Consider the following 25,537-nt stretch of genomic DNA (forward strand, 5'->3'; position numbering starts at 1 on the left):
AGTGGCGAGAAGCACCCGCACAGTCGATGACATTCTGCCGCTCTCCCCGCTCCAGAGCGGCCTGTTGTTCCACAGCGTGTTCGACAGCTCCGGCGGTTCCGACGCCTCCGGCGGCTCCGACGGGGCGAGCCCGGACATCTACACCGTCCAGTCGACCTTCCACCTGGCCGGCCCGCTCGACGCGGGCCGCGCCCGGGCGGCCGCCGAGGCGCTGCTGCGCCGGCACGCGAGCCTGCGGGTCGCCTTCCGCCAGCGCAAGGACGGGGAGTGGGTGCAGATCGTCGCGGCCCGGTACAAGCTGCCGTGGACCGAGACCGACCTGTCCCACCTCCCCGCGGAGCAGGCGGACAGCGAGGCGCGGGCGGCCACGCTCGCCGACCGCGAGCGGCGCTTCGACACCGGCCGGCCGCCGCTGATCCGCTTCATGCTGATCCGGACCGGCGCCGAGAGCCACCGCCTCGTGCTTACCATCCACCACACGGTGCTCGACGGCTGGTCCCTGCCGACGCTCCTGAAGGAGTACCACGCGCTGTACCTGTCGGGCGGCGACGCCCGCGACCTGCCCGCGGTGGCCCCCTACCGGGACTACCTGACCTGGCTGTCCCGCCAGGACGCCGACGCGTCGCGGGCCGCCTGGGACACCATGCTCGACGGCCTGACGGCGCCCAGCCTGGTGGCCGGCACCGCCGAGCACACCCCGCGGGACCCCGGACGCCACGAGTTCGGGCTCACCGAGGAGCAGACCCGGGCCCTGACGGCCCGGGCCCGCTCGGCGGGCGTCACCGTCAACACCGTGGTGCAGGCCGCCTGGTCGCTGGTGCTGGCCGGCCTGACCGGCGGCGACGACGTGGTCTTCGGCGTCACCGTCAACGGCCGCCCGGCCGAGCTGCCCGGCATCGAGTCCATGGTCGGCCTGTTCATCAACACCCTGCCGCTGCGCGTCCGGCTGCGCCCGGAGCAGACCGCGGGCGAACTCCTCGGCGCGGTGCACCACGCGCAGGCCGAGCTGATCGCCCACCAGTACCTGGGCCTGTCCGAGGTGCAGCACCGCACCGGACTCGGCCCGCTCTTCGACACGTCCGTCGTCTTCGAGAACTTCCCGTTCGACTCCGCCCCGGCCGTCTCCGACGACGGCGACCCGCTGCGGGTGGTGGGCGCCGAGAGCCACTCCGCCAACCACTTCCCGCTCAGCCTCGTCGGCATGCCGCAGGACGCCCTGCGCTTCAAGCTCTTCCACCAGCGCGACCTGTTCGACGACACCGCCGCCGCGGCCGTCGCCGACCGCTTCCTCGGCCTGCTCGACACCCTGGTGCGCGACCCCGGGCAGCCCCTCGGCCGCATCGACGTGATCGGCGCGGACGCGACCGCCCGCGCGCTCACCGACGCGGCCGGGCCCGCCGGCCCCGCGGCCGGCGACACCCGGCCGCCCGCACTGCCCGAGCTGTTCACCGCCCAGGCCGCCGCCACCCCCGACGCCCCCGCCGTGCGCGCCGGCGACCAGGTGCTCACGTACCGCGAACTCGACGCGCGCGCCAGCCACGTCGCCCGCACGCTCGTCGAACGCGGGGTGCGCGCCGGCAGCACGGTCGCCGTGCTGCTGCCGCGCGGCATCGACCTCGTGGTGGCGCTGCTCGGCGTCGCCAAGTCCGGCGGGGCGTACGTACCGCTGGACCCCGGGCACCCGGCCGAGCGCATCGCCGCGGTGCTCGCCGACGCCGACCCGGTGCTCGCGCTGACCGCACCGGGCCTCGACCTGCCGGGCACCCGGACGCTCGAGGTCACCGGCGAGGAGGCCGCCTCCTTCACCGCGGCCCCGCACCCGCACGACCCGGCCTACCTGATCTTCACCTCCGGCTCCACCGGCCGCCCCAAGGGCGTGGTCGTCGAGCACGGCTCCGTGGCCGCCTACCTCGCGCGGGCCCGCGGCGCCTACCCGGACGCCGCGGGACTCACCCTCGTGCACTCGTCGGTCACCTTCGACCTCACCGTCACCGGCCTGTACACGCCGCTGGTCTCGGGCGGCTGCGCCCATCTCGCCGAACTCGAGGACGCCGTGGGCGGCCCGCGCCCCACGTTCCTCAAGGGCACGCCCAGCCACCTGGAGCTGCTCGACACCCTGCCCGGCGAGGTCTCGCCGTCCGGCACCCTCGTCCTCGGCGGCGAGGCCCTGCGCGGCGAGGCCGTGCGCGGCTGGCGCGCCGCTCACCCCGACGCCACCGTGATCAACGCGTACGGGCCCACCGAGGCGACCGTCAACTGCCTCGAGTTCCGGATCGAGCCCGGCACCGAACTCGCCGACGGCGCCGTCCCGATCGGCCGCCCCTTCGCCGGTACCCGCGCCTACGTCCTGGACGCCGCCCTGCGCCCGGTCGCCCCCGGCGTCGCCGGTGAGCTGTACATATCCGGCGTGGTCCTGGCCCGCGGCTACCTCAACCGGCCCGACCTCACCGCCGAGCGCTTCGTCGCCGACCCCTACGGCCCGCCCGGCACCCGGATGTACCGCACCGGCGACCTCGCCCGGCGCCTGGCCGACGGCACCTTCGTGCACGCCGGCCGCGCCGACGACCAGATCAAACTGCGCGGCTTCCGCATCGAACCCGGCGAGATCGAGGCGGCGGCCGCCGCCCACGCCGACGTCACCCGCGCCGTGGTGCTCGCCCGCGAGGAGACCGCGGGCGACGCCCGCCTGATCGCCTGGGTGACCCCCGAGACCGTGGACACCGACGCGCTGCGCGCCCACCTCGCCGCCGCCCTGCCGCCCTACATGGTCCCGGCCGCGATCGTCGCCCTGCCCGCGATGCCGCTGACCCCCAACGGCAAGATCGACCGCAAGGCGCTGCCCGCCCCCGAGGAGCCCGCGACCGCGCTGCCCGTCCAGCGCGCCGGGCGCGATCCGCGCGAGGAGCTCGTGGCCGAGCTGTTCGCCGGAGTGCTGAAGCTCGCCTCCGTCGGGCCCGACGACGACTTCTTCGAGCTGGGCGGCCACTCCCTGCTCGCCATCCGCCTGGTGAGCCGCCTGCGCGCGAACCTGGGCGTCGAACTCTCCGTCAAGCACCTGTTTCAGAACCCCACCCCGGCCGCCCTGGTCCGCTCCCTCGGCCAGAGCGAGGAAGCCCGCCCCGCGCTCGTGCGCGGCGAGCGCCCCGAGCGGCTGCCGCTCTCCTACGGTCAGCAGCGCCTCTGGTTCCTGCACCGCATGGAGGGCCCGAACCCCGTCTACAACCTGGCCTCCGCGCTGCGTCTGACCGGCCCGCTCGACCACGCCGCGCTGCGCGCCGCCCACGCCGACGTCGTGGCCCGCCACGAGAGCCTGCGCACCGTCGTCGCGGAGGACGAGCAGGGCGCCCACCAGGTCGTCCTCGCGGACGTCCACCCCGAGCCGGTCCACGTGCGCTGCACGGAGGCGGAACTGCCGGAACTGCTCGCCGAGCACGCCCGCCACCCCTTCGACCTCGCCGCCGACCTGCCGCTCAAGCTGTTCCTGTACGAACTCGCCGAGGACCGGCACGAACTGCTCGTCCTGCTGCACCACGTGGCCGGCGACGGCTGGTCCACCCCGCTGCTCACCCGCGACCTGACCCGTGCCTACGCCGCACGGGCCCGGGGCGGCGCACCGCAGTGGCGGGAACTGCCCGTGCAGTACGCGGACTTCGCGCTGTGGCAGCACCGCCTGATGGGTTCCGAGGACGACCCGGACAGCCGTGCCTCCCGCCAGCTCGCGTTCTGGCGCGAGGCCCTCGCGGACCTGCCCGAGGAAATCGCCCTGCCCACCGACCGGCCGCGCCCGGCCGTCGCCTCCTACCGCGGCGACAACGTCGAGATCAGCCTGCCCGCCGACCTGCACCGGGCCGTCGCCGAGCGCGCCCGCGCCGCCGACGCCACCGTCTTCATGGTCGTCCAGGCCGCGCTCGCCGTGACCCTGTCGCGGCTCGGCGCCGGGGACGACATCCCGCTCGGTTCCCCGGTCGCCGGCCGCCTCGACGAGGCGCTCGACGACCTCGTCGGCGACTTCATCAACACCCTGGTGCTGCGCACCGACGTCAGCGGCGACCCCACCTTCACCGAGCTCCTCGCCCGCGTGCGGGAGACGGACCTCGCGGCCTGGTCGCACCAGGACCTGCCGTTCGAGCGGCTGGTCGAGGTGCTCAACCCGACCCGCTCGCTGGCCCGCTCACCGCTGTTCCAGACCCTGCTCGCCTTCAACAACACCGGCGGACCGGCCGGATCGGGCCCGGCCGAGGCCCGGCTCGGCGCGCTCGCGGTGACCGCGCACGGCGGCGTCGGCAGCGGCGTCGCCAAGTTCGACCTCGCCTTCAACCTGCGCGAGCGGCACACCCCGGACGGCGCCGCCGACGGCATGACCGGCATCCTCGAGTACGCCGGCGACCTGTTCGACCGCGGCACCGCCGAACGCCTCGTGGAGCGGTTCACGGCCGTCCTGGCCCGCCTCGTCGCGGAGCCCGACGAACGCATCGGCGCCGTGGACGTGCTCCTCGAGGGGGAGCGCGCGGCCGCGCTCGCCGGCCCGCGCGACACCGCACGCGCGGCCGAGGACCGCTGGTTCCTTGACCGCTTCGAGCAGCAGGCCGCCCGGCGCCCGGACGCCCCGGCCGTCACCGCGGGCGACGTCACCCTCTCGTACGGGGAACTGAACCGCCGCGCCAACGCGATGGCCCGCCTGCTCGTCGAGCGGGGCGCCGCCCCGGAGCGCTTCGTCGCCGTCGCCCTGCCCCGCACCACCGCGCTGCTCGTCACCCTGCTCGCCGTGCAGAAGTCGGGCGCCGCCTACCTGCCGCTCGACACCGGCTTCCCCTCCGACCGCATCCACCGCATGATCGCGGACGCGGACCCGGCGGTGCTCGTCACCACCGGCGACCTGCTGCCCGGCCTGCCCGACGTGGCCGTGCCCACCGTCCTGGCCGACGAGGCGGACCTGTCCGGGTACCCCGACGGCGACCTCGGCGTGCGCGCCGCGCCCACCCACGCCGCGTACGTGCTGCACACCTCCGGCTCCACCGGCGTCCCCAAGGGCGTCGTGGTGCCGCGCGGCGCGCTCGACAACTTCCTGCGGGCCATGGCCGACCGCTGCGCGGTCACCGCCGACGACCGGCTCCTGGCCGTCACCACCATCGGCTTCGACATCGCCGGCCTGGAGCTGTACCTGCCGCTCGCCCGCGGCGCCGCCGTCGTCGTCGCCGGGCCCGACACCGTGCGCGACCCCGAGGCGCTGCGCGCCGCCGTCACCGCGCACGGCATCACCCTCATGCAGGCCACCCCCACCCTGTGGCGGGCCGCGACCGGACGGGACGCCTCGTTCCTGGCCGGCGTGCGCGTCCTGGTGGGCGGCGAGGCACTGCCCGCCGACCTGGCCGCGACGCTCACCGCCGGCGCGCGCTCGGTGCTCAACGTGTACGGGCCCACCGAGACCACCATCTGGTCCACCGCGGCCACGGTCACCGACCCCGCCGCCGTCCACCTCGGCGAGCCGGTCGACAACACCGGCCGGTACGTCCTGGACGCCCGGCTGCGCCCGGTCGCCCCCGGCGTCCCCGGCGAGCTGTACCTGTCCGGCGCCGGACTCGCCCGCGGCTACCTCGGGCAGCCCGGCCGCACCGCCGAGCGGTTCGTCGCCGACCCGTTCGGTGCCGCCGGCACCCTGATGTACCGGACCGGGGACGTCGTGCGCCGCACGGCCGCCGGACGCCTGGAGTACGTGGGCCGCGGCGACCAGCAGGTCAAGCTGCGCGGCTTCCGCATCGAGACCGGCGAGATCGAGGCCGTGCTCACCGCCCACGCGGACGTCGGCGCCGCCGCCGTCGGCGTGCGCCCCGACGCGGCGGGCGAGCCCCGCCTGGTCGCCTGGGTCGTCACCGACCTCGACGTGCCGGCCCTGCGCGCCCACGTCGCCGCGGCCCTCCCCGAGTACATGGTCCCCGGCGCCTTCGTGGCCCTGCCCGAGCTGCCGCTGACCGCCAACGGCAAGCTGAACCGGGCCGCGCTGCCCGACCCCGCCGAGACGCAGGACACCACGGGCCGCCCGCCGCGCTCGCCGCAGGAGGAGATCCTGTGCGGGCTCTTCGCGGAGATCCTCAGCCGCCCCCAGGTCTCCATCGACGACGACTTCTTCGCCGTCGGCGGCCACTCGCTCGCCGCGATGCGCCTGGCCGGCCGGATCCGCTCGGTGCTCGACGTCGACCTGCCGATCAGCGTCCTGTTCGAAGCGCCCACCGTGGCCGCGCTCGCCGCCCGGCTCACCGGCACCGGCACCGGCCGCACCCCGCTGACCGCGCGCGAGCGTCCCGAGCGGCTGCCCGCCTCGCCGGCCCAGCAACGCCTCTGGTTCCTCGGCAGGTTCGAGGAGCCCGGCAGCCCCACGTACAACGTGCCGGTGGTGCTGCGCCTCAGCGGCACCCTCGACGAGCAGGCCCTGGGCGACGCGCTCACCGACGTCATCACCCGCCACGAGACGCTGCGCACCGTCTTCGCCGAGGACGCCGAAGGCCCGTACCAGATCGTCCTCGCGCCGCGCCCCGTCCCGGCCCCCGTCCGCCCCGCCACCGAGGAGGAACTGCCCGCGCTGCTCACCGAGGCCGCCCGGACCGGCTTCGACCTCGCCGCGGACATCCCGCTGCGCGCCCACCTGTTCGCCCTCGCGCAGGACGAGCACGCCCTGCTGCTCGTCATGCACCACATCGCCGGTGACGGCGGCTGGTCGGTACCGCTGCTCGTCAAGGACCTCGCCACCGCCTACGCGGCCCGGCGCGGCGGCCGGGAGCCCGGCTGGCCGCCGCTGGCCGTGCAGTACGCCGACTACACGCTGTGGCAGCGCGAGGTGCTCGGCTCCGCCGACGACCCGGACAGCGAACTCGGCCGGCAGCTCGCCCACTGGCGGGAGGCGCTCGCCGACCTGCCCGAGGAACTCACCCTGCCCACCGACCGGCCGCGGCCCCTCACCGGCACCGGCCGCGGCGCGGACCTGCGCCACCACATACCGGCCGAGCTGCATGCCGGCCTCGAGGCCCTCGCCCAGAAGCACCGGGCGAGCCTGTTCATGGTGGTCCAGGCCGCCGTCGCGGTCACCCTCTCCCGCCTCGGCGCGGGCGAGGACGTCCCGCTCGGCACGCCCAGCGCGGGCCGGGTCAACGAGGCGCTCGACGGGCTCATCGGCTTCTTCGTGAACACGCTGGTGCTGCGCACCGACCTGTCCGGCGACCCCACGTTCGCCGAGGTCCTCGACCGGGTCCGCGCCAACTCCCTGAGCGCCTACGCCCACCAGGACGTGCCGTTCGAGCGCCTCGTCGAGACCCTCAACCCGGACCGCTCCCTCGGCCGCCACCCGCTGTTCCAGACCATGGTCACCTGGAACAACACGGCCCAGGACGCCACCGGCAGGCTCGCCGAGGACCTTCCCGACCTGCGGATGCGGGTCGGCGAGGTCGACGCGCAGGTGGCCACCTTCGACCTGCTGTTCGCCTTCTCCGACCTGCGCACCGAGCGCGGCGCCCCGGACGGCCTCGCCGTCCGCCTCGAATACGCCACCGACCTGTACGACCCGGCCACGGCGGAGCTGTTCGTGTCCACCCTGACGGCGGTGCTCGGCGCGGTCACCGCCGACGCCGACCGCCCCGTGCACCGCATCGACGTCCTGCCCGCGGCCACCCGCGCCCGGCTGCTCGACGCGTCGGCCGGCCCCGCACCGCGCCCCGGCGCGCCCCTGGCCCGGCGGCTCGCCGCGCAGGCCGGACGGACCCCGGACGTCGTCGCCGTCACCGACGCGCACGGCAGCCTCACCTACCGCGAACTGCGCGAGCGGGCCCGCGCCCTGGCCGTCGAACTGCGCGGCCTCGGGATCGGCCCCGAGGACCGGGTCGCCGTCGCCCTGCCGCGCGGCACCGACCTCGCCGTCGCCCTCGTCGCGACCCTCACCGCGGGCGCGGCCTACGTGCCCCTCGACCCGGAACTGCCGGCCGAGCGGCTCGCGCTGATGCTCGCCGACACCACGCCCGGCGCGCTGATCACCACGGCCTCCGCCGCCACCGCCCTGCCCGCCGCCGACGTGCCGCGAATCCTGGTGGAGGCGCCCCGGCCGGCCGCCGGCCCGGCGCAGGTCTTCCCCGAGGCGCTGCCCGAGCACCCGGCGTACGTGATCTACACCTCCGGGTCGACCGGCCGCCCCAAGGGCATCGTCATGCCGAACGGCGCGCTGGCCAACCTGCTCGACTGGCACGAGCGGACGCTGCCCGCGGCGCCCGGCACCGTGGTGTGCCAGTTCACCGCCGTCGGCTTCGACGTGTCCGTGCAGGAGATCCTGTCGGCCCTGCTGGCCGGCAAGACCCTCGCCGTGGTCCCCGAGGACACCCGGCGGGACCCGCGCGAACTGGCCCTCTGGCTCGCGCGGCAGCGCGTCGCCGAGCTGTACGCGCCGAACCTGGTGATCGACGGCGTACTGGAGGCGGCCCGCGAGTGCGGCGCCGACCTGTCGGGCCTGCGCCACGTCGTCCAGGCCGGCGAGGCGCTGACCCTGCGCGAGCCGGTGCGCGCCCACCACACCGCCGCGCGGACCCGCCTGCACAACCACTACGGGCCCGCCGAGACCCACGTGGTGACCGCGTGGACGCTGCCCGCCGACGTCGCGTCCTGGCCCGGCACCCCGCCGATCGGCCGTCCGGTCGACGGCGTCGGCGTGCGGCTCCTGGACGCCGGCCTGCTGCCCGTGCCGCCCGGCGTCGTCGGCGAACTGCACCTGTCCGGCACGGCGCTGGCCCGCGGCTACCTCAACCGGCCCGACCTCACCGCGGAACGCTTCGTCGCCGACCCGTACGGTCCGCCCGGCGCCCGGATGTACCGCACCGGGGACCTGGCCCGCACGACCGCGGACGGCACCCTCGTCCACGTGGGCCGCGCCGACGACCAGGTCAAGATCCGCGGCTTCCGCATCGAGCCCGGCGAGATCGAGGCCGCGCTCACCGCGCACGAGGACGTGGTGCGCTGCGCCGTCGTGGTCCGCGAGGACATCCCCGGGGACAAGCGGCTGGTCGCCTACGCGGTGGCCCGTCCGGGCGCCGCGCCCGCCGAGTCCGCGCTCCGCGCCCACCTCGGGAGCCTCCTGCCGGCCCACATGGTGCCCGCCGCCTGTGTGCTGCTCGACGAGCTGCCGCTGACCCGCACGGGCAAGCTGGACCGGGCCGCGCTGCCCGCCCCCGCCCAGGACGTGACGGCGGTGCGCGCACCGCGCACCGCCCGCGAGGAAGCCCTGTGCGGCCTGTTCGCCGAGGTGCTGGGCCGCCCCGTGGTCGGTGTCGACCAGGACTTCTTCGACCTGGGCGGACACTCGCTGCTCGCCACCCGCCTGGTGGCCCGCGTCCGCACGGTCCTCGGCGCCGAACTCGCCGTCCGGGGCCTGTTCGAGCAGCGCACGCCCGCCGGACTCGCGGCCCTGCTCGACGGGGCCGACGGCGCCCGACCGGCGGTGACCCGCCGCGAGCGGCCCGAGCGGATCCCGCTCTCGCCCGCCCAGCGCCGGCTGTGGTTCCTGCACCGCATGGAGGGGCCGAGCGCGACCTGGAACATGCCCACCGCCCTGAAGCTGTCCGGCGCCCTCGACGAGAACGCGCTCGGCGCGGCCCTCGCCGACGTCGTCACCCGGCACGAGTCGCTGCGCACGGTCTTCGCCGAGGAGGCCGGCAGCGGATACCAGGTGATCCGCACGCCCGAGGAGGCCCTCGCCGCGCTCGGCACCCCCCGTGCCGCCGACGTGGCACCCGAGGCCCTCGCCGGGCGGCTGGCCGAGGCGGCGGCCCGCCCGTTCGACCTCGCCGCCGAGCCGCCGCTGCGGGTCACCCTGCTGCGCACCGGCCCGCACGAGCACGTCCTGCTGCTCGTCCTGCACCACATCGCCACCGACGGCTGGTCGGCGCCGGTGCTCGCCCGCGACCTGATCGAGGCGTACGCGGCACGCCGCACCGGCGGCGGTCCCGGCTGGGCCGAACTCCCGGTCCAGTACGCCGACTACACCTTGTGGCAGGCCGACGTGCTCGGCTCCGAGGACGACCCGGACAGCCCGGCCGCCCGGCAACTCGCGTACTGGAAGCAGGCGCTGGCCGAGCTGCCCGAGGAGCTGGCGCTGCCCGCCGACCGGCCGCGGCCCGCGGTCGCCTCGCACCGCGGCGACGCCGTGCCCTTCCACCTTCCCGCCGACCTGCACGCGGGCCTGGCACGGCTCGCGGGCGAGCACCGGGCCAGCCTCTTCATGGTGGTCCAGGCCGCCTGGGCGACGCTGCTGTCCCGGCTCGGCGCGGGCGAGGACATCCCGGTCGGCACCCCGGTCGCGGGCCGCACCGACGAGGCCCTGGACGACCTGGTCGGCTTCTTCGTCAACACCCTCGTGCTGCGGGCCGACCTGTCCGGCAACCCCTCCTTCACCCAGCTCGTGGACCGGGTGCGCGAGACGTCGCTCGGCGCCTACGCCCACCAGGACGTGCCGTTCGAGCGGCTGGTGGAGGTGCTCAACCCGACGCGTTCCCTGGCCCGCCACCCGCTGTTCCAGACCATGCTGATGTGGAACAACAACGACGACCGCCTCGCGTCCGGCGCGGCCGGCGACCTGGGCGGCCTGACCGCCGAGACGCTGCCGCTGGGCACCAGGGTCGCCAAGTACGACCTGACGCTGGCCCTGAAGGAGGCCTACACCGCCGACGGCGGCGCCGACGGGCTCCACGGCCACCTCGAGTTCGCGACCGACCTGTACGACCGGTCCACCGCCGAGAACCTGGTGGAGCGGTTCACGCGCGTGCTGCGCACGGTCGTGGAACGGCCGGAGACCTCCGTGGCGGAGGTGGACGTGATGGCCCCGGGAGAACGGGAGAGAGTACTCAGTGAGTGGAACGACAGCGGCCGTGAGGTCCCGGACGTCACCCTCACGCGGCTCCTCGCGGACCGTGTGGCGGTGTCGCCTGAGGCGTGCGCTCTGGTCTTCGGTGACCTGGCCCTTTCGTACGGGGAGTTGAACGCGCGGGCCAATCGGCTTGCGCACTGGCTGGTCGAGCGGGGTGCGGGGCCGGAGCGGTTGGTGGCGGTGGCGTTGCCGCGTTCGGTGGATCTGGTGGTGGCGCTGCTGGCCGTGCTGAAGTCCGGTGCGGGGTATGTGCCGGTGGATCCGGAGTTCCCCGAGGAGCGCATCGCGTACATCCTCCAGGACGCGGCGCCGGTCCTGACCCTGACCGACGACCTGCTCGCCGGGACGGACCTGTCGTCGTACGGCGTGCAGGACCCGGTGGTCCCCGGGCTCTCGGGTGGGAACACCGCGTATGTCATCTACACGTCGGGGTCGACGGGCCGGCCGAAGGGTGTGGCGGTTCCGCACGGGGCGCTGGTGAACTTCCTGACGGCGATGCAGGACCGGTTCGTGCTGGGTGAGGGTGACCGGTTGGCGGCGGTGACGACGGTCGGGTTCGACATCGCGGGTCTGGAGTTGTTCCTGCCGTTGCTGCACGGTGCGCGGGTGGTGCTGGCGCCGCGTGAGGTGGTGCGGGACCCGGTTGCGCTGGGGGCTCTCGTGCGGGAGTCGGGTGCCACGTTGATGCAGGCGACGCCGAGTCTGTGGCAGGCGTTGTGCGAGGCGGGGGGTCTTCCTGCCGGGCTGCGTGTGCTGGTGGGTGGTGAGGCGTTGCCGGTGTCGCTGGCGCGTTCGCTCGCGGAGGGCGGCCGTGCGGTGACGAATCTGTACGGGCCGACGGAGACGACGGTCTGGTCGTCGGCGGCCGAGATCACCTCGGGTGCGGTCTCGATCGGTCGTCCGGTGGCGAACACGCGTCTGTACGTGCTTGATGCGGGTCTGCGTCCGGTGCCGGTCGGGGTGGCCGGTGAGCTGTACATCGCGGGTGCGGGTCTGGCTCGTGGTTATCAGGGGCGTCCGGGGTTGTCGGCTGAGCGGTTCGTGGCCGATCCGTTCGGTGCGGCGGGTACGCGGATGTACCGGACCGGTGACCTGGTGCGGCGCTCGGCGTCCGGCGAGCTGGAGTACCTCGGACGCAGCGACTTCCAGGTGAAGGTGCGCGGTTTCCGTATCGAGCTGGGTGAGATCGAGAGTGTGGTCGCCGGTCATCCGGACGTCGGCCGTGCCGCGGTCGTCGTCCGTGAGGACGCCCCGGGCGACAAACGCATCGTCGCCTACGTCGTGCCCGGCCCGGACGGCTCGCCCGACGGCGACGTCCTGCGCAAGCACGTCGCCGTGACCCTTCCCGACTACATGGTCCCGTCGACGTTCGTCGTCCTCGACGCCCTGCCGCTGACACCCAACGGCAAGCTCGACCGCGCCGCCCTCCCCGCCCCCGCGCTCGGCGCACTCGGCGAGGGACGTCCGCCGCGCACCCCGCAGGAGGAGACCCTGTGCGGCCTGTTCGCCGAGATCCTCGGCGTGCCCAAGGTCTCGGTGGACGACGACTTCTTCGCTCTCGGCGGCCACTCCCTGCTCGCCAACCGTCTCGCCGCCCGCGTCCGTTCGACGCTCGGCAAGGAGATGAGCATCCGCGCCTTCTTCGAGCGGCCCACCGTCGCCGCCCTGGCCGAGAACCTCGCGCAGGCCTCCGCCGCCACCACCCGTCCCGCCCTGCGCCGCCGCACCGGTACCAAGGAGAACTCGTGACCACGCTGTCCTTCTCGCAGCGCCGCCTGTGGTTCCTCAACCAGCTGGACGGCCCGAGCGCGATCTACAACATCCCCACCGCCCTGCGTCTGACCGGATCCCTCGACCGCGCGGCGCTCACCGCCGCCCTGGCCGATGTGATCACCCGACACGAGACCCTGCGCACCGTCCTCGCCGACGGGCCCGAAGGCCCGCGCCAGGTGGTGCTCGACGCCGGCGACGACGCCGCCACACCCGTGCTCACGGTGGCACCGTGCGACGAGGCCGGTCTCGACGACGCCCTCCAGGCGGCGGCCCGGCACGAGTTCGACCTGCTCGGCGAGACCCCGATCCGCTGCACCCTGTTCGCCCTCGCCCCCGACGAGCACGTCCTGCTCGTGCTGCTGCACCACGTCGCGGGCGACGGCTGGTCCGTGCCCGTCCTCGTCCGCGACCTGCTCGGCGCCTACGCCGCCCGGCAGAGCGGCCACGCGCCCGACTGGCCCGAACTGCCCGTCCAGTACTCGGACTTCACCGTCTGGCAGCAGGAGCTGCTCGGCTCCGAGGACGACCCGGACAGCGTGATCTCCCGGCAGCTCGGCTACTGGCGCGAGACGCTGGCCGGCCTGCCGGACGAGCTGGGCCTGCCGGCCGACCGGCCCCGCCCGGCGACGGCCACCCACCGGGGCGACACCGTGCCCCTGACCGTGCCGGCCGATGTGCACGCGCGTCTGCTCACCCTGGCGCGGGAGAACCGGGCCAGCCTCTTCATGGTCGTCCAGGCCGCCTTGGCGACCCTGCTGTCCAAGCTGAGCGGGTCCACCGACGTGCCCCTCGGCACCCCGATCGCGGGCCGCACCGACGAGGCCCTGGACGACCTCGTCGGCTTCTTCGTCAACACCCTCGTGCTGCGCGCCGACCTGTCCGGCACTCCCACCTTCCGGGAGCTCCTGGCCCGGGTGCGGGACGCCGACCTGCACGCCTACGAGCACCAGGACGTGCCGTTCGAACGGCTGGTGGAGGTGCTCAACCCACCGCGCGCGATGGCCCGCCACCCGCTCTTCCAGACCCTGCTCACCTGGAACGACAACGACCAGCGCCAGGCCCGCACGGCCGCCGCCGAACTGCCGGGCCTGACCGTGGCCGGGCACCACGCCGAGACCCGCACCGCCCGCTTCGACCTCTCCTTCACGGTGGAGGAGCGGCAGAGCGGATCGGAAGTGCCCGAGGGGCTCAGCGGCGCCCTGAACTACAGCACCGACCTGTTCGACCGCGCCACCGCCGAGCGCATCGCCGAGCGGTTCACCCGGGTGCTCGCGGCGGTGGCCACCGCCCCGGACGCGCCGGTGGCCCGCGTCGACCTGCTCACCGCGGACGAGAGGCACGAGGCCCTGGAAGCGGCCAACGCGACCGCACGGGACGTGACGCCCGCCACCGTCCCCGAACTCTTCGCCGCCCGCGCCGCCCTCGTGCCCGGGGCGCCCGCCCTCTCCTTCGACGACCAGGTGCTGTCCTACGGGGAGTTGAACGCGCGGGCCAATCGGCTTGCGCACTGGCTGGTCGAGCGGGGTGCGGGGCCGGAGCGGTTGGTGGCGGTGGCGTTGCCGCGTTCGGTGGATCTGGTGGTGGCGCTGCTGGCCGTGCTGAAGTCCGGTGCGGGGTACGTGCCGGTGGATCCGGAGTTCCCCGAGGAGCGCATCGCGTACGTCCTGGAGGATGCGGCGCCGGTACTGACGTTGTCGGAGGACGTGCTCGCGGGACTGGACCTGTCGTCGTACGGGGCTGAGGATCCGCCTGTGGCGGGGCTCTCGGGTGGGAACACCGCGTACGTCATCTACACGTCGGGGTCGACGGGCCGGCCGAAGGGTGTGGCGGTTCCGCACGGGGCGCTGGTGAACTTCCTGGCGGCGATGCAGGACCGGTTCGTGCTGGGTGAGGGTGACCGGTTGGCGGCGGTGACGACGGTCGGCTTCGACATCGCTGGTCTGGAGTTGTTCCTGCCGTTGCTGCACGGTGCGCGGGTGGTGCTGGCGCCGCGTGAGGTGGTGCGGGATCCGGTCGCGCTGGGGGCTCTCGTGCGGGAGTCGGGTGCCACGCTGATGCAGGCGACGCCGAGTCTGTGGCAGGCGTTGTGCGAGGCGGGGGGTCTTCCTGCCGGGCTGCGTGTGCTGGTGGGTGGTGAGGCGTTGCCCGTGTCGCTGGCGCGTTCGCTCGCGGAGGGCGGCCGTGCGGTGACGAATCTGTACGGGCCGACGGAGACGACGGTCTGGTCGTCGGCGGCGGAGGTCACGGAGTCCGGTGCGGTCTCGATCGGTGGTCCGGTGGCGAACACGCGTCTGTATGTGCTTGATGCGGGTCTGCGTCCGGTGCCGGTCGGGGTGGCCGGTGAGCTGTACATCGCGGGTGCGGGTCTGGCTCGTGGCTACCACGGTCGTCCGGGGTTGTCGGCTGAGCGGTTCGTGGCCGATCCGTTCGGTGCGGCGGGTACGCGGATGTACCGGACCGGCGACCTGGTGCGGCGTTCGGCGTCCGGCGAGCTGAAGTACCTCGGCCGCAGCGACTTCCAGGTGAAGGTGCGCGGTTTCCGTATCGAGCTGGGTGAGATCGAGAGTGTCGTCGCCGGTCATCCGGACGTCGGCCGTGCCGCGGTCGTCGTCCGTGAGGACACCCCGGGCGACAAACGCATCGTCGCCTACGTCGTGCCCGTCGGCGCACACAGCGGCCCGCACCACGCGCTCCTGCGCAAGTTCGCGGCGGCCTCGCTGCCCGAGTACATGGTCCCGTCGGCCTTCGTCGTCCTCGACGCCCTGCCGCTGACGCCCAACGGCAAGCTCGACCGCGCCGCCCTCCCCGCCCCCGCTTACGGCCTGGAGAGCACCGGCCGCGCCCCGCGCACCCCGCAGGAGGAGATCCTGTGCGGCCTGTTCGCCGAGGTCCTCGGGGTGCCCAAGGTCTCGGTGGACGAGGACTTCTTCTCCCGCGGCGGCCACTCGCTGCTCGCCCTGCGCCTGATGACCCGGGTCCGCGCGACCCTCGGCGTGGAGCTGCCCGTGCGCCAGCTCTTCGAGACCCCGACGGTCGCCGGCCTCGCCGCGCTGCTCCTCACCGGCGAAACGGCCCGCCCCGCCCTGGAGGCCCGCCCACGCCCCGGGCGGATACCGGTCTCCTTCGCCCAGCGCCGCCTGTGGTTCCTCAGCCGGCTCGAAGGGCCGAGCGCCGCCCACAACATACCCACGACGCTGCGCCTGTCCGGCTCCCTCGACCGTGAGGCGCTGGCCGCTGCGCTGGCCGACGTCGTCACCCGGCACGAAAGCCTGCGCACCGTCTTCGCCGAGGACGAGCAGGGCCCGCACCAGATCGTCCTGGACCCAGAGCGGGCGCGACCCGAACCCCGGATCACCCCCACCGACGCGGCGGGCCTGGCCGAGGAGCTGCGCCGGGCCGCGCGCCAGGGCTTCGACCTGGCGGCCGAACCACCGCTGCGTGCCCATCTGTTCGAGCTCGGCGCGGACGAGCACGTCCTGATGCTGCTGGTCCACCACATCGCGAGCGACGGCGGCTGGTCCACCCCGGTCCTGGTCCGCGACCTCACCACCGCCTACACCGCGCGCTGCGCCGGCGAGGCACCGGCCTGGACCCCGCTGCCCGTGCAGTACGCCGACTACACCCTGTGGCAGCACGAGGTGCTCGGCTCCGAGGACGACCCCGACAGCCTCGTCAGCCGCCAGGTCGCCCACTGGAGCGAGACCCTGCGCGATCTGCCCGAGGAACTGCCGCTGCCCACCGACCGGCCCCGGCCCGCCGAGAGCAGCTACCGCGGTGCCACGGTGCCCGTCGCCCTCTCTGCACAGCTGCACCGGCGCCTGGAACACCTCGCCCGCGAGAACCGGGCCAGCCTCTTCATGGTCGTCCAGGCCGGTCTCGCCGCCCTGCTGTCCAAGCTGAGCGGCTCCACGGACATCCCCCTCGGCACCCCGATCGCGGGCCGCACCGACGAGGCCCTGGAGGACCTCGTCGGGTTCTTCGTCAACACCCTGGTGCTGCGCACCGACGTCTCCGGCGACCCGACCTTCACCGACCTGGTGGCGCGCGCCCGGCAGACCGACCTCGCGGCCTACGCCCACCAGGACGTGCCCTTCGAACGGCTGGTGGAAGTGCTCAACCCGTCCCGCGCGATGGGCCGCCACCCGCTGTTCCAGACGATGCTCGCCTTCAACAACGTCGACCAGAAGGCCGCCCTCGGCGAGGGCCGGCTGCCCGGCCTGACCGTCTCCGGCGACAAGGTCGGCACCGGCGTCGCCCAGTTCGACCTGCTGCTCGCCGTGGCCGACAGCCGCGCCGACGACGGCACCCCCGCGGGTATCACCGGGCACCTCGAGTACAGCGAGGACCTCTTCGACCGGTCCACCGCCGAGACCCTCGTCCGCCGCCTCACGCTGCTGCTCGACGCCCTGACCGAACAGCCCGGCCTGCCCCTGAGCCGGATCGGTGTCCTGGAGGACGACGAGCGCGGGCGCATCCTCGGCAGCTGGCTCGACACCGCCGCCGAGGTGCCCCGGGCGACGCTGCCCGCCCTGTTCGCCGCCCAGGTCGCCCGCACGCCGGAGGCACCCGCCGTACGGCACCGGGAGCGGACCCTGACGTACGCCGAACTCGACGCCCGGTCGAGCCGGCTGGCGCGGCTGCTGATCGAGCGCGGCGCCGGCCCCGAGAGCTTCGTGGGCATCGCCCTGCCGCGCACCGAGCTGACCCTCGTCGCGGTCCTCGGCGTCCTCAAGTCCGGTGCGGCGTACGTGCCCGTCGACCCGAACTACCCCGCCGACCGCCAGGCCCACCTGCTGCGCGACGCCGCACCCGGCCTGCTGCTCACCTCACGGGACGTGGCCGGCAAGCTGCCCGCCGAGGGCGCCGAGCCCGTCGTGCTCGACGACCCGGCCACCGAGGCCGCGCTCGCCGCCCTGCCCGCGGGCGAGGTGAGCGACGCCGAGCGTGCGGCGCCGCTGCTGCCCGCGCACGCCGCCTACGCGATCTACACCTCCGGCTCCACCGGCCTGCCCAAGGGCGTCGTGGTGCCGCACGAGAACGTCGCCGACCTGGCGGCCTGGGCCGTGGACGAGTTCGGCGCCGCGGGCATGGCGCACGTGGTGGCCTCCACCTCGCTCAACTTCGACGTCTCCGTCTTCGAGATGTTCGGCCCGCTGCTCAGCGGCGGCGCCGTCGAGGTGATGCGCGACGTCCTGGAACTGGGCGACACCGCCCACACGGGCCGCTCGGTCTCCCTGATCAGCGGCGTGCCCTCGGCCGTCGCCCAGCTCGTCGGCGACGGCGGACCGCTGGTCGCCGCCCGGGAGGTCGTACTCGCCGGCGAAGCCGTCTCCGCCCGTGACGCGGGCGACGTCGTACGCGCCGTCGGAGCCGAACGGTTCGCCAACATCTACGGCCCCACCGAGGCCACCGTCTACGCCGCCGCCTGGTACAGCCGCGACGAGATCACCGGTGTGCCGCCGATCGGCGCCCCGATCCGCAACACCCGGCTCTACGTCCTCGACCGGGCGCTGCAACCCGTCCCGGTCGGCGTCGCGGGCGAGCTGTACATCGCCGGCCCCGGCCTGGCCCGCGGCTACCACCGTCGCGCCGGCCTGTCGGCGGAGCGCTTCGTCGCCGACCCGCACGGCGCCGCCGGCACCCGCATGTACCGCACCGGCGACCTGGTCCGCTGGAACGCCGACGGGAACCTCGACTACCTCGGCCGCACCGACTTCCAGGTCAAGGTGCGCGGCTTCCGCATCGAGCCCGGCGAGATCGAGGCGGTCGTACTCGGCCACGCCGGCGTGGCCCGCACCGCCGTCCTCGTCCGCGAGGACCGGCCGGGCGACCGGCGCCTGGTGGCCTACGTCGTCCCGGCCGCGGGTCACACCGTCGACCGGGCCCGGCTGCGCGCGCACGTCGCCGCCGCCCTGCCCGAGTACATGGTGCCCTCCGCGTTCGTCGCCCTGGACGCCCTGCCGCTCAACCCCAGCGGCAAACTCGACCGTGCCGCGCTCCCCGCGCCGGAGCACGGCCCCGCCCGGCCGGGCCGCGCCCCGCGCACCCCGCACGAGGTGATCCTGTGCGGCCTGTTCGCCGAAGTGCTCGGCCTGCCCGAGGTGTTCATCGACGACGACTTCTTCGTCCTCGGCGGCCACTCGCTGCTCGCCACCCGCCTGGCGGGCCGGATCCGCGCCACACTCGGCGAGGAACTCACCATCCGCCAGTTCTTCGAGACGCCGACCGTCGCCGGACTCGCCGCCGCCCTCGGCTCCGGCGGGCCCGCCCGGCCGCCGCTGCGCGCCACCGGGCGCCGGGCGCGCGTCCCGCTCTCCTCCGCCCAGCAACGCCTGTGGTTCCTCAACCGGTTCGAGGGCCGCAGCCACACGTACAACGTGCCGACGGCCCTCAGGCTCTCCGGCGCCGTCGACCGGGCGGCGCTCACCGAGGCCCTCGCCGACCTCGCCGTGCGGCACGAGACGCTGCGCACGGTGTTCGCGGAGGACGCCGACGGCCCGTACCAGACCGTCCTCGCGCCCGAGCGGGCCCGCCCCGAGCTGGCCCTGCGCGAGACGACGGAGGAGCAACTGGTCGCGGACCTGGAGCGGGAGGCGCGCCACGCCTTCGACATCGGCGTCGAACCGCCGCTGCGGGCCACGCTGTTCACCGTCGGACCCGACGAGCACGTCCTGCTCGTCCTGGTCCACCACATCGCCACCGACGGCTGGTCGATGCCGCTGCTCGTGCGCGACCTCACGGCCGCCTACGCCGCGCGCTGCCGGGGCGAGGCGCCCGGCACGCCGCCGCTGCCGGTGCAGTACGCCGACTACACCCTGTGGCAGCGGGAGCTGCTCGGCGACGAGGACGACCCGGAAAGCGCCGGGGCGCGGCAACTCGCCTATTGGCGGCAGGCGTTGGCCGGGCTGCCCGAGGAACTCGACCTGCCCACCGACCGGCCCCGCCCGGCCGTCTCCTCCTACCGCGGCGACCTGCTCGACGTGGAGATCCCGGCCGCGACACACGCCCGGCTCACCGAACTGGCCCGGGACCACCACGCGAGCCTCTTCATGGTCGTGCAGGCCGCCCTCGCCGCCCTCCTGTCCAAGCTCAGCGGCTCCACCGACGTCCCGATCGGCACCCCGATCGCCGGCCGCACCGACGAGGCCCTGGAGGACCTGGTCGGCTTCTTCGCCAACACCCTGGTCCTGCGCACCGAGGTGGCGGCCGACGAGCCGTTCACCGCGCTGGTGGCCAAGGTCCGCGAGACCGACCTGTGCGCGTACGCCCACCAGGACGTGCCCTTCGAGCGGCTCGTCGACGCGCTCAACCCGGTCCGCTCCATGGCCCGCCACCCGCTGTTCCAGACCATGCTGACCTTCGACAACGTCACCGCACGCGGCACCACCGACGCGGCCCCCGCGGGCCCGATGCCCGACGTGGCCGCCTCCGGCCAGGACGTCGGCACCGGCGTCGCCCGCTTCGACCTGATGTTCCGGCTCGGCGAACGGCACACCGCGGACGGCACGCCCGGCGGCATCGCCGGCGTCCTGGAGTACGCCGCCGACCTGTTCGACCGGTCCACCGCCCGCGGGCTCGCCGACCGGCTCGTCGCCGTCCTCACGGCGGCCGCGGCGCGCCCCGAAGCCCCGGTGGGCGCCCTCGACACGCTGCCCGAGAGCGACCGCGGCCGCCTCCTCGTCGACTGGAACGACACCGGCCGCGACCTGCCCGGCGACCGGCTGCCGGCCCTGTTCCGCGCCCGGGCCGCCCGCACGCCGCACGCACCCGCGCTCGACTTCGGGGACCTGACCCTCGACTACCGCGAACTCGACCTGCGCTCCGACCGGCTCGCCCACGTGCTCGCCGCCCGCGGCGTCGGCGCCGAGGACCTCGTCGCGGTGGCCCTGCCGCGCACCGACGCGATGGTCGTGGCGCTGCTCGCCGTCCTCAAGTCCGGAGCGGCGTACGTCCCGATCGACCCGGAGTACCCGGCCGACCGCGTCGCCTACATGCTGGCCGACGCGTCCCCGGTCCTGCTGCTCACCGACCGCGAGACCGCGCCGGGCCTGCCCGGCGAGGACGGGGTGGCCCGCCTGGTCCTGGACGCCCCCGAGACGGTGGACGCCCTGGACGCCGTCACCGCACCCGAACTCGACCGGGTCCGCAGGATCCCCGCCCCGCACCCGGACCACCCGGCGTACGTCATCTACACCTCCGGCTCGACCGGCCGCCCCAAGGGCGTCGTCGTCGGCCACGAGAACCTGCTCAACCTGCTCCACGCCATCCAGGGACGGCTGGGCCTGACCGCCGACGACCGGCTGCTCGCCGTCACCACCATCGGCTTCGACATCTCCAACCTGGAGCTGTGGACACCGCTCGCGCACGGCGCCCGCCTGGTGCTCGCGCCCCGCGAGACCGTCAAGGACCCGGTGGCGCTGGCCCGGCTCGTCGAGGAGTCCGGGGCGACCGTCCTCCAGGCCACCCCGACCGCCTGGCAGGGCCTGGTCGCCACCCGGCCCGAGGCGCTGCGCGGACTCGTCAAGCTCGTCGGCGGCGAGGCGCTGCCCGGGCCGCTCGGCCGAGCCCTGCACGACCTGGGCGGCCCCCTCACCAACGTCTACGGGCCGACCGAGACCACCATCTGGTCGACCGCCGCGCTCCTCGACGACGCCACCTGCGAGCGCCCGCCGATCGGCCGCCCGCTCGACAACACCCGGGTGTACGTCCTGGACGGCGGGCTGCGCCCGGTCGCGCCCGGCGAGGCCGGCGAGCTGTACATCGCCGGCACCGGCGTCGCACGCGGCTACCTGAACCGGCCCGGCCTGACCGCCGAGCGCTTCGCCGCCGACCCCTTCGGACCGGCGGGCGGCCGGATGTACCGCACCGGCGACCTGGTCCGCTGGAGCGCCGACGGCGACCTGGAGTACATCGGCCGCACCGACCACCAGGTCAAGGTGCGCGGCTTCCGCATCGAACTCGGCGAGATCGAGGCCGCGCTCACCTCCCGCGGCGACCTCGCCCAGGCGGTCGTCGTCGCCCGCGAGGACACCCCGGGCGACAAGCGTCTGGTCGCCTACGCGGTGCCCGACCGCGGCGACGGCAGCCGGGACACCGAGGCGGAGGAGAGCCAGGTCCGCGAGTGGGAGGAGGCCTACGACGCCCTCTACGGCGACCCGGGCTCCGACACCTTCGGCGAGGACTTCGGCATCTGGCGCTCCACGTACACCGGCGACCCGATCCCCCTGGAGGAGATGCGCGAGTGGCGCGCGGCCACCGTCGAGCGCATCCTCGCCGACCGGCCGCGCCGCGTCCTGGAGATCGGCGCCGGCACCGGCCTGATCCTCGCCCACGTCGCCCCGCACTGCGAAAGCTACTGGGGCACCGACCTCTCCGCCTCCGCCGTCGAGCGGCTGCGCGCCCAGGTCGCCGGAGAGCCCGGCCTGGCCGACCGGGTGACCCTGACCGTCCAGCCCGCCCACGACACCGGTGGCCTGCCCGCCGGCACCTTCGACACCGTCGTGCTCAACTCGGTCGTCCAGTACTTCCCGAGCGCCGACTACCTCGCCGAGGTCCTCGACAAGGTCACGGGGCTCCTCGCCCCCGGCGGCACCGTCTTCGTCGGCGACGTCCGCAACCTGCGCACGCTGCGCACCCTGCGCGGCGGCGTCGCCCTCACCGGGCGGGACACCGTGCCCGGCGGGACCGAACGGGAGCTGCTGCGCGCCGGGGTCGAGCGGGCCGTGGCCCGCGAGAAGGAGCTTCTGCTCGCCCCCGAGTGGTTCACGGAGCGGGCCGGCCCGCTCGGCGTCGACGTGCGGGTACGGCGCGGCGCGCATCACAACGAACTCACCCGGCACCGCTACGACGTGGTGCTGCGCACCGCCCCCGGACCCGGAACGCCCGACGCACCCGCCCTGCCCTGGGGCGAGCGGGTGCCCGGACTCGCCGCGCTGGCCGGCGAACTGGCCGCGGACCGTCCCGCCCTGCGGGTCACCGGCATCCCCAACCTCCGGCTGGCCGACGAGGCGGCCGGGGTGCGCGCCCTGTTCGCCGACGACGAGGCCCGGGACACCGCGGCCGTGGACCCCGAGGAGCTGTACGCGCTGGCGGAGCGCACCGGTCACCGGGTGGCCGTCACCTGGGCGGCCGAGGACGCGGCGGACGGCGCGCTGGACGCCCTGTTCGTCCGCGGGGACGGCCCCGTGGACCTGGCGCTCGCCGGCGTCCACCGGCCGGCGTCCGGGCCCGACCCCCTGCCCCGGGCCAACGACCCGGTGAGGCACCGGGACGACGCCGGACTCGGCCCCGTCCTGCGCGACCGGCTGGGGGAGACCCTGCCCGCGCACATGGTGCCCGCGGCCGTGGTCGTCCTCGACACCCTGCCGCTCACCCCGAACGGCAAGGTCGACCGGGCCGCGCTGCCCGCGCCCGACTACGGCGCGCGCGGCAAGGGACGCACGCCCGTCACCCCGCGCGAGGAACTCATGTGCGCCCTGTTCGCCGAGGTGCTCGGCCTCGCGAGCTTCGGGCTCGACGACAACTTCTTCGAGAGCGGCGGGCACTCCCTGCTCGCGACCCGGCTCGTCGGCCGCGTCGGGTCCGTCCTCGGCGTCGACGTGCCGCTGCGCCGCCTCTTCCAGGCCCCCACGCCCGACGCACTGCTGCGGGAGCTGCGGCCGCAGGGCGCGGACGGTGCGGACGGCGGGCGCGACGGGCACGGCGTGCTGGTGCCGCTGCGGGCCTCCGGTTCGGCGTCCCCGCTGTTCTGCGTGCACCCCGCCGCCGGCCTCAGCTGGGTCTACCTCGGTCTGCTCGCCCACCTGGGCCCGCAGTACCCGCTGTACGGACTCCAGGCGCGCGGCACCGACGGCGCGGAGCCGCTGCCCGCCTCCCTCGAGGAGATGGCCGCCGACTACGCCGACCGGATCACCGCCACCGCACCCGAAGGACCGTACCGGCTGCTCGGCTGGTCGGTGGGCGGGACGATCGCGCACGCCGTGGCGGCCGAACTGGAGCGCCGGGGAGAGCGGGTGGAGCTCCTCGCCGTGCTCGACGCCTACCCGGTCGCCGACGCGGCCGGCACCGAACCGCCCTCCGAGGCGACGATCGTCGCGCACAACCTGCGGGCGATCGGCTTCGACTTCCAGGAGGGCGAACTGACCCCGGAGACCTTCCCGATCGAGCGCTACCGGGCGTTCCTGGCCCGCGAGAACAAGGTGATGGCGCGGTTCGACGAGCACGAGATCCTCGCCATGAAGGACGTCTACGTCAACAACACCCGGCTCATGTGGGCGCACACCCCGCCCCGGTTCGGCGGCGACATGCTCTTCGTCACCGCCGAACGCGGCCGGGGAGCACTGGTCCGCGAGCGCGGCCACCGGGCCTGGGCGCCGCACGTCGGCGGCGAGATCGTCAACCACGACGTGGACAGCGACCACGAGGGCCTCATGACGCGGCCGGGACCGGTCGCCCACGTCGGCCGCGTCCTCGCCGAGCGGCTCGCGGCGCTGGACGGGGCGGCCCGGGACGGGGCTCCCACCGGCGCTCGTAGAACCGCCGTAGAAGCAGCGCGCAGGCTCGGCGCATGACAGCGCTGGACGACACCACGGTCGCGGCACCGCCCCCGCTGCGCCGCAACCGCGACTTCCTGCTGCTGTGGACCGGCAACTGGCTTCAGTTCTTCGGATCCCGGATGAGCAGCGTCTGCTATCCGCTGCTCGCGCTCCAGATCTCCGGCGGTTCGGCCGAGGCGGTCGGCCTGGCGGCGACCGCGGCCGTACTGCCGCAGGCCGTCGTCCAGTTGCCGGCGGGTGTGCTGGTGGACCGGTGGGACCGGCGCGCGGTCATGCGCTGGTGCGCCGTCGGCCGGATCCTGGCGCTCGGCGCGGTGGGGGTCTCCCTGACCCTCGGCGCGCTCGGCATGGAGCTGCTGCTGGCGCTGATCGCCGTCGAGGTCTCGCTGGCGATCATCTCCTCGCTCGCCGAGCGGGTCGCCGTGCGCACGGTCGTCCCGGGCGAGCAACTGCCCGCCGCGCTGTCGCAGAACGAGGCGCGCGGACGGATCGCCGGCCTGCTGGGCGGGCCGGCCGGCACCGTGCTGTTCACCTGGGTCCGCTGGAGCCCGTTCCTCGCCGCCACGCTCGGGGCGCTGGTCGCGGCCGTCAACCTGCGGTTCATCCGGGCCGACCTGCGGACCGGGCCCCGGAAGCCGGGGCGGGCGCTGCACCGCGACCTGGCCGACGCCCTGCGCTGGCTGCTGGGACAGCGGGCGCTGCGCGCCATGCTGCCCGTGGTCACCGTGTCCACGGCCCTGCTGCAAGTGGTGATGCAGGGGCTGGTCGTGATCCTGGTCAAGGAACAGGGGCTGCCGGAGGCGACCCTGGGCCTGGTGCTCGGGATCAGCGGATGCGGCGGGCTGCTCGGCGCGCTCGGCGCCCGCTGGTTCATGGCACGGCTGCCGCTGTCCGTCCTGTTGATCGGCGGCCTGACCCTGTGGGCCGCGCTGATGAACGCCATGGCCTGGGCGCGGGGGCCGGTGCAGCTCGGAGTGCTGTTCGCGCTGATGAACATCATCGGCGCCGTGTTCGGAGTGGCCACCGCCGTCTACCAGGTCACCGTCACACCGCAGGAGTTGCAGGGGCGGGTCGCCGCCCTGTCCGGCCTGGTCGTCGCGCTCGGCACCACCGCGGGCGCCTTCTGCGCCGGGAAGCTCCTGGAGGCCTACCGCGGACTGCTCTCCCTGCTGGTGGCGGCCGGCCTGATGGCCGTCACCGCCGCGGTGGCCGCGCTGATCCCGGCCGTCCGCAGGGCCCGCATCCCGGACGCGGCCCGCCCCGCGGCACCACCGGCGCCCTCGCCCGACACCTGACCGGCCGGTTCACCGGCCTT

3 protein-coding genes are annotated in these 25,537 nt (G+C 74.9%); all 3 read left to right on the forward strand.

Going from position 1 to position 25,537, the window contains the following annotated elements:
- Nucleotide 1 precedes the first annotated feature (1 nt).
- Genes Sco07f_RS07960 through Sco07f_RS07970 form a run of 3 tightly spaced genes read left to right on the forward strand, consistent with a single transcriptional unit; the run spans nt 2 to nt 25,517 of the window.
- The gene (locus Sco07f_RS07960; protein ID WP_159106929.1) at nt 2–12,643 is read left to right on the forward strand and encodes a non-ribosomal peptide synthetase; all 12,642 of its coding nucleotides are present in this window, start codon (nt 2–4) and stop codon (nt 12,641–12,643) included.
- Nucleotides 12,640–24,237 carry a non-ribosomal peptide synthetase gene (locus Sco07f_RS07965; RefSeq protein ID WP_108987357.1) on the forward strand — a complete coding sequence of 3,866 codons (11,598 nt, stop codon included), beginning with the start codon at nt 12,640–12,642 and terminating at the stop codon, nt 24,235–24,237. The genes Sco07f_RS07960 and Sco07f_RS07965 overlap by 4 nt, the downstream gene beginning before the upstream one ends.
- Nucleotides 24,234–25,517 (forward strand): MFS transporter, encoded by a 1,284-nt coding sequence (locus tag Sco07f_RS07970; protein ID WP_108987358.1) that lies wholly within the window; start codon nt 24,234–24,236, stop codon nt 25,515–25,517. Before Sco07f_RS07965 ends, Sco07f_RS07970 begins: the two co-directional genes overlap by 4 nt.
- Nucleotides 25,518–25,537 lie beyond the last annotated feature (20 nt).

Source organism: Streptomyces coelicoflavus, from assembly GCF_003112555.1.
GTDB classification, from domain to species: Bacteria; Actinomycetota; Actinomycetes; order Streptomycetales; family Streptomycetaceae; genus Streptomyces; species Streptomyces coelicoflavus.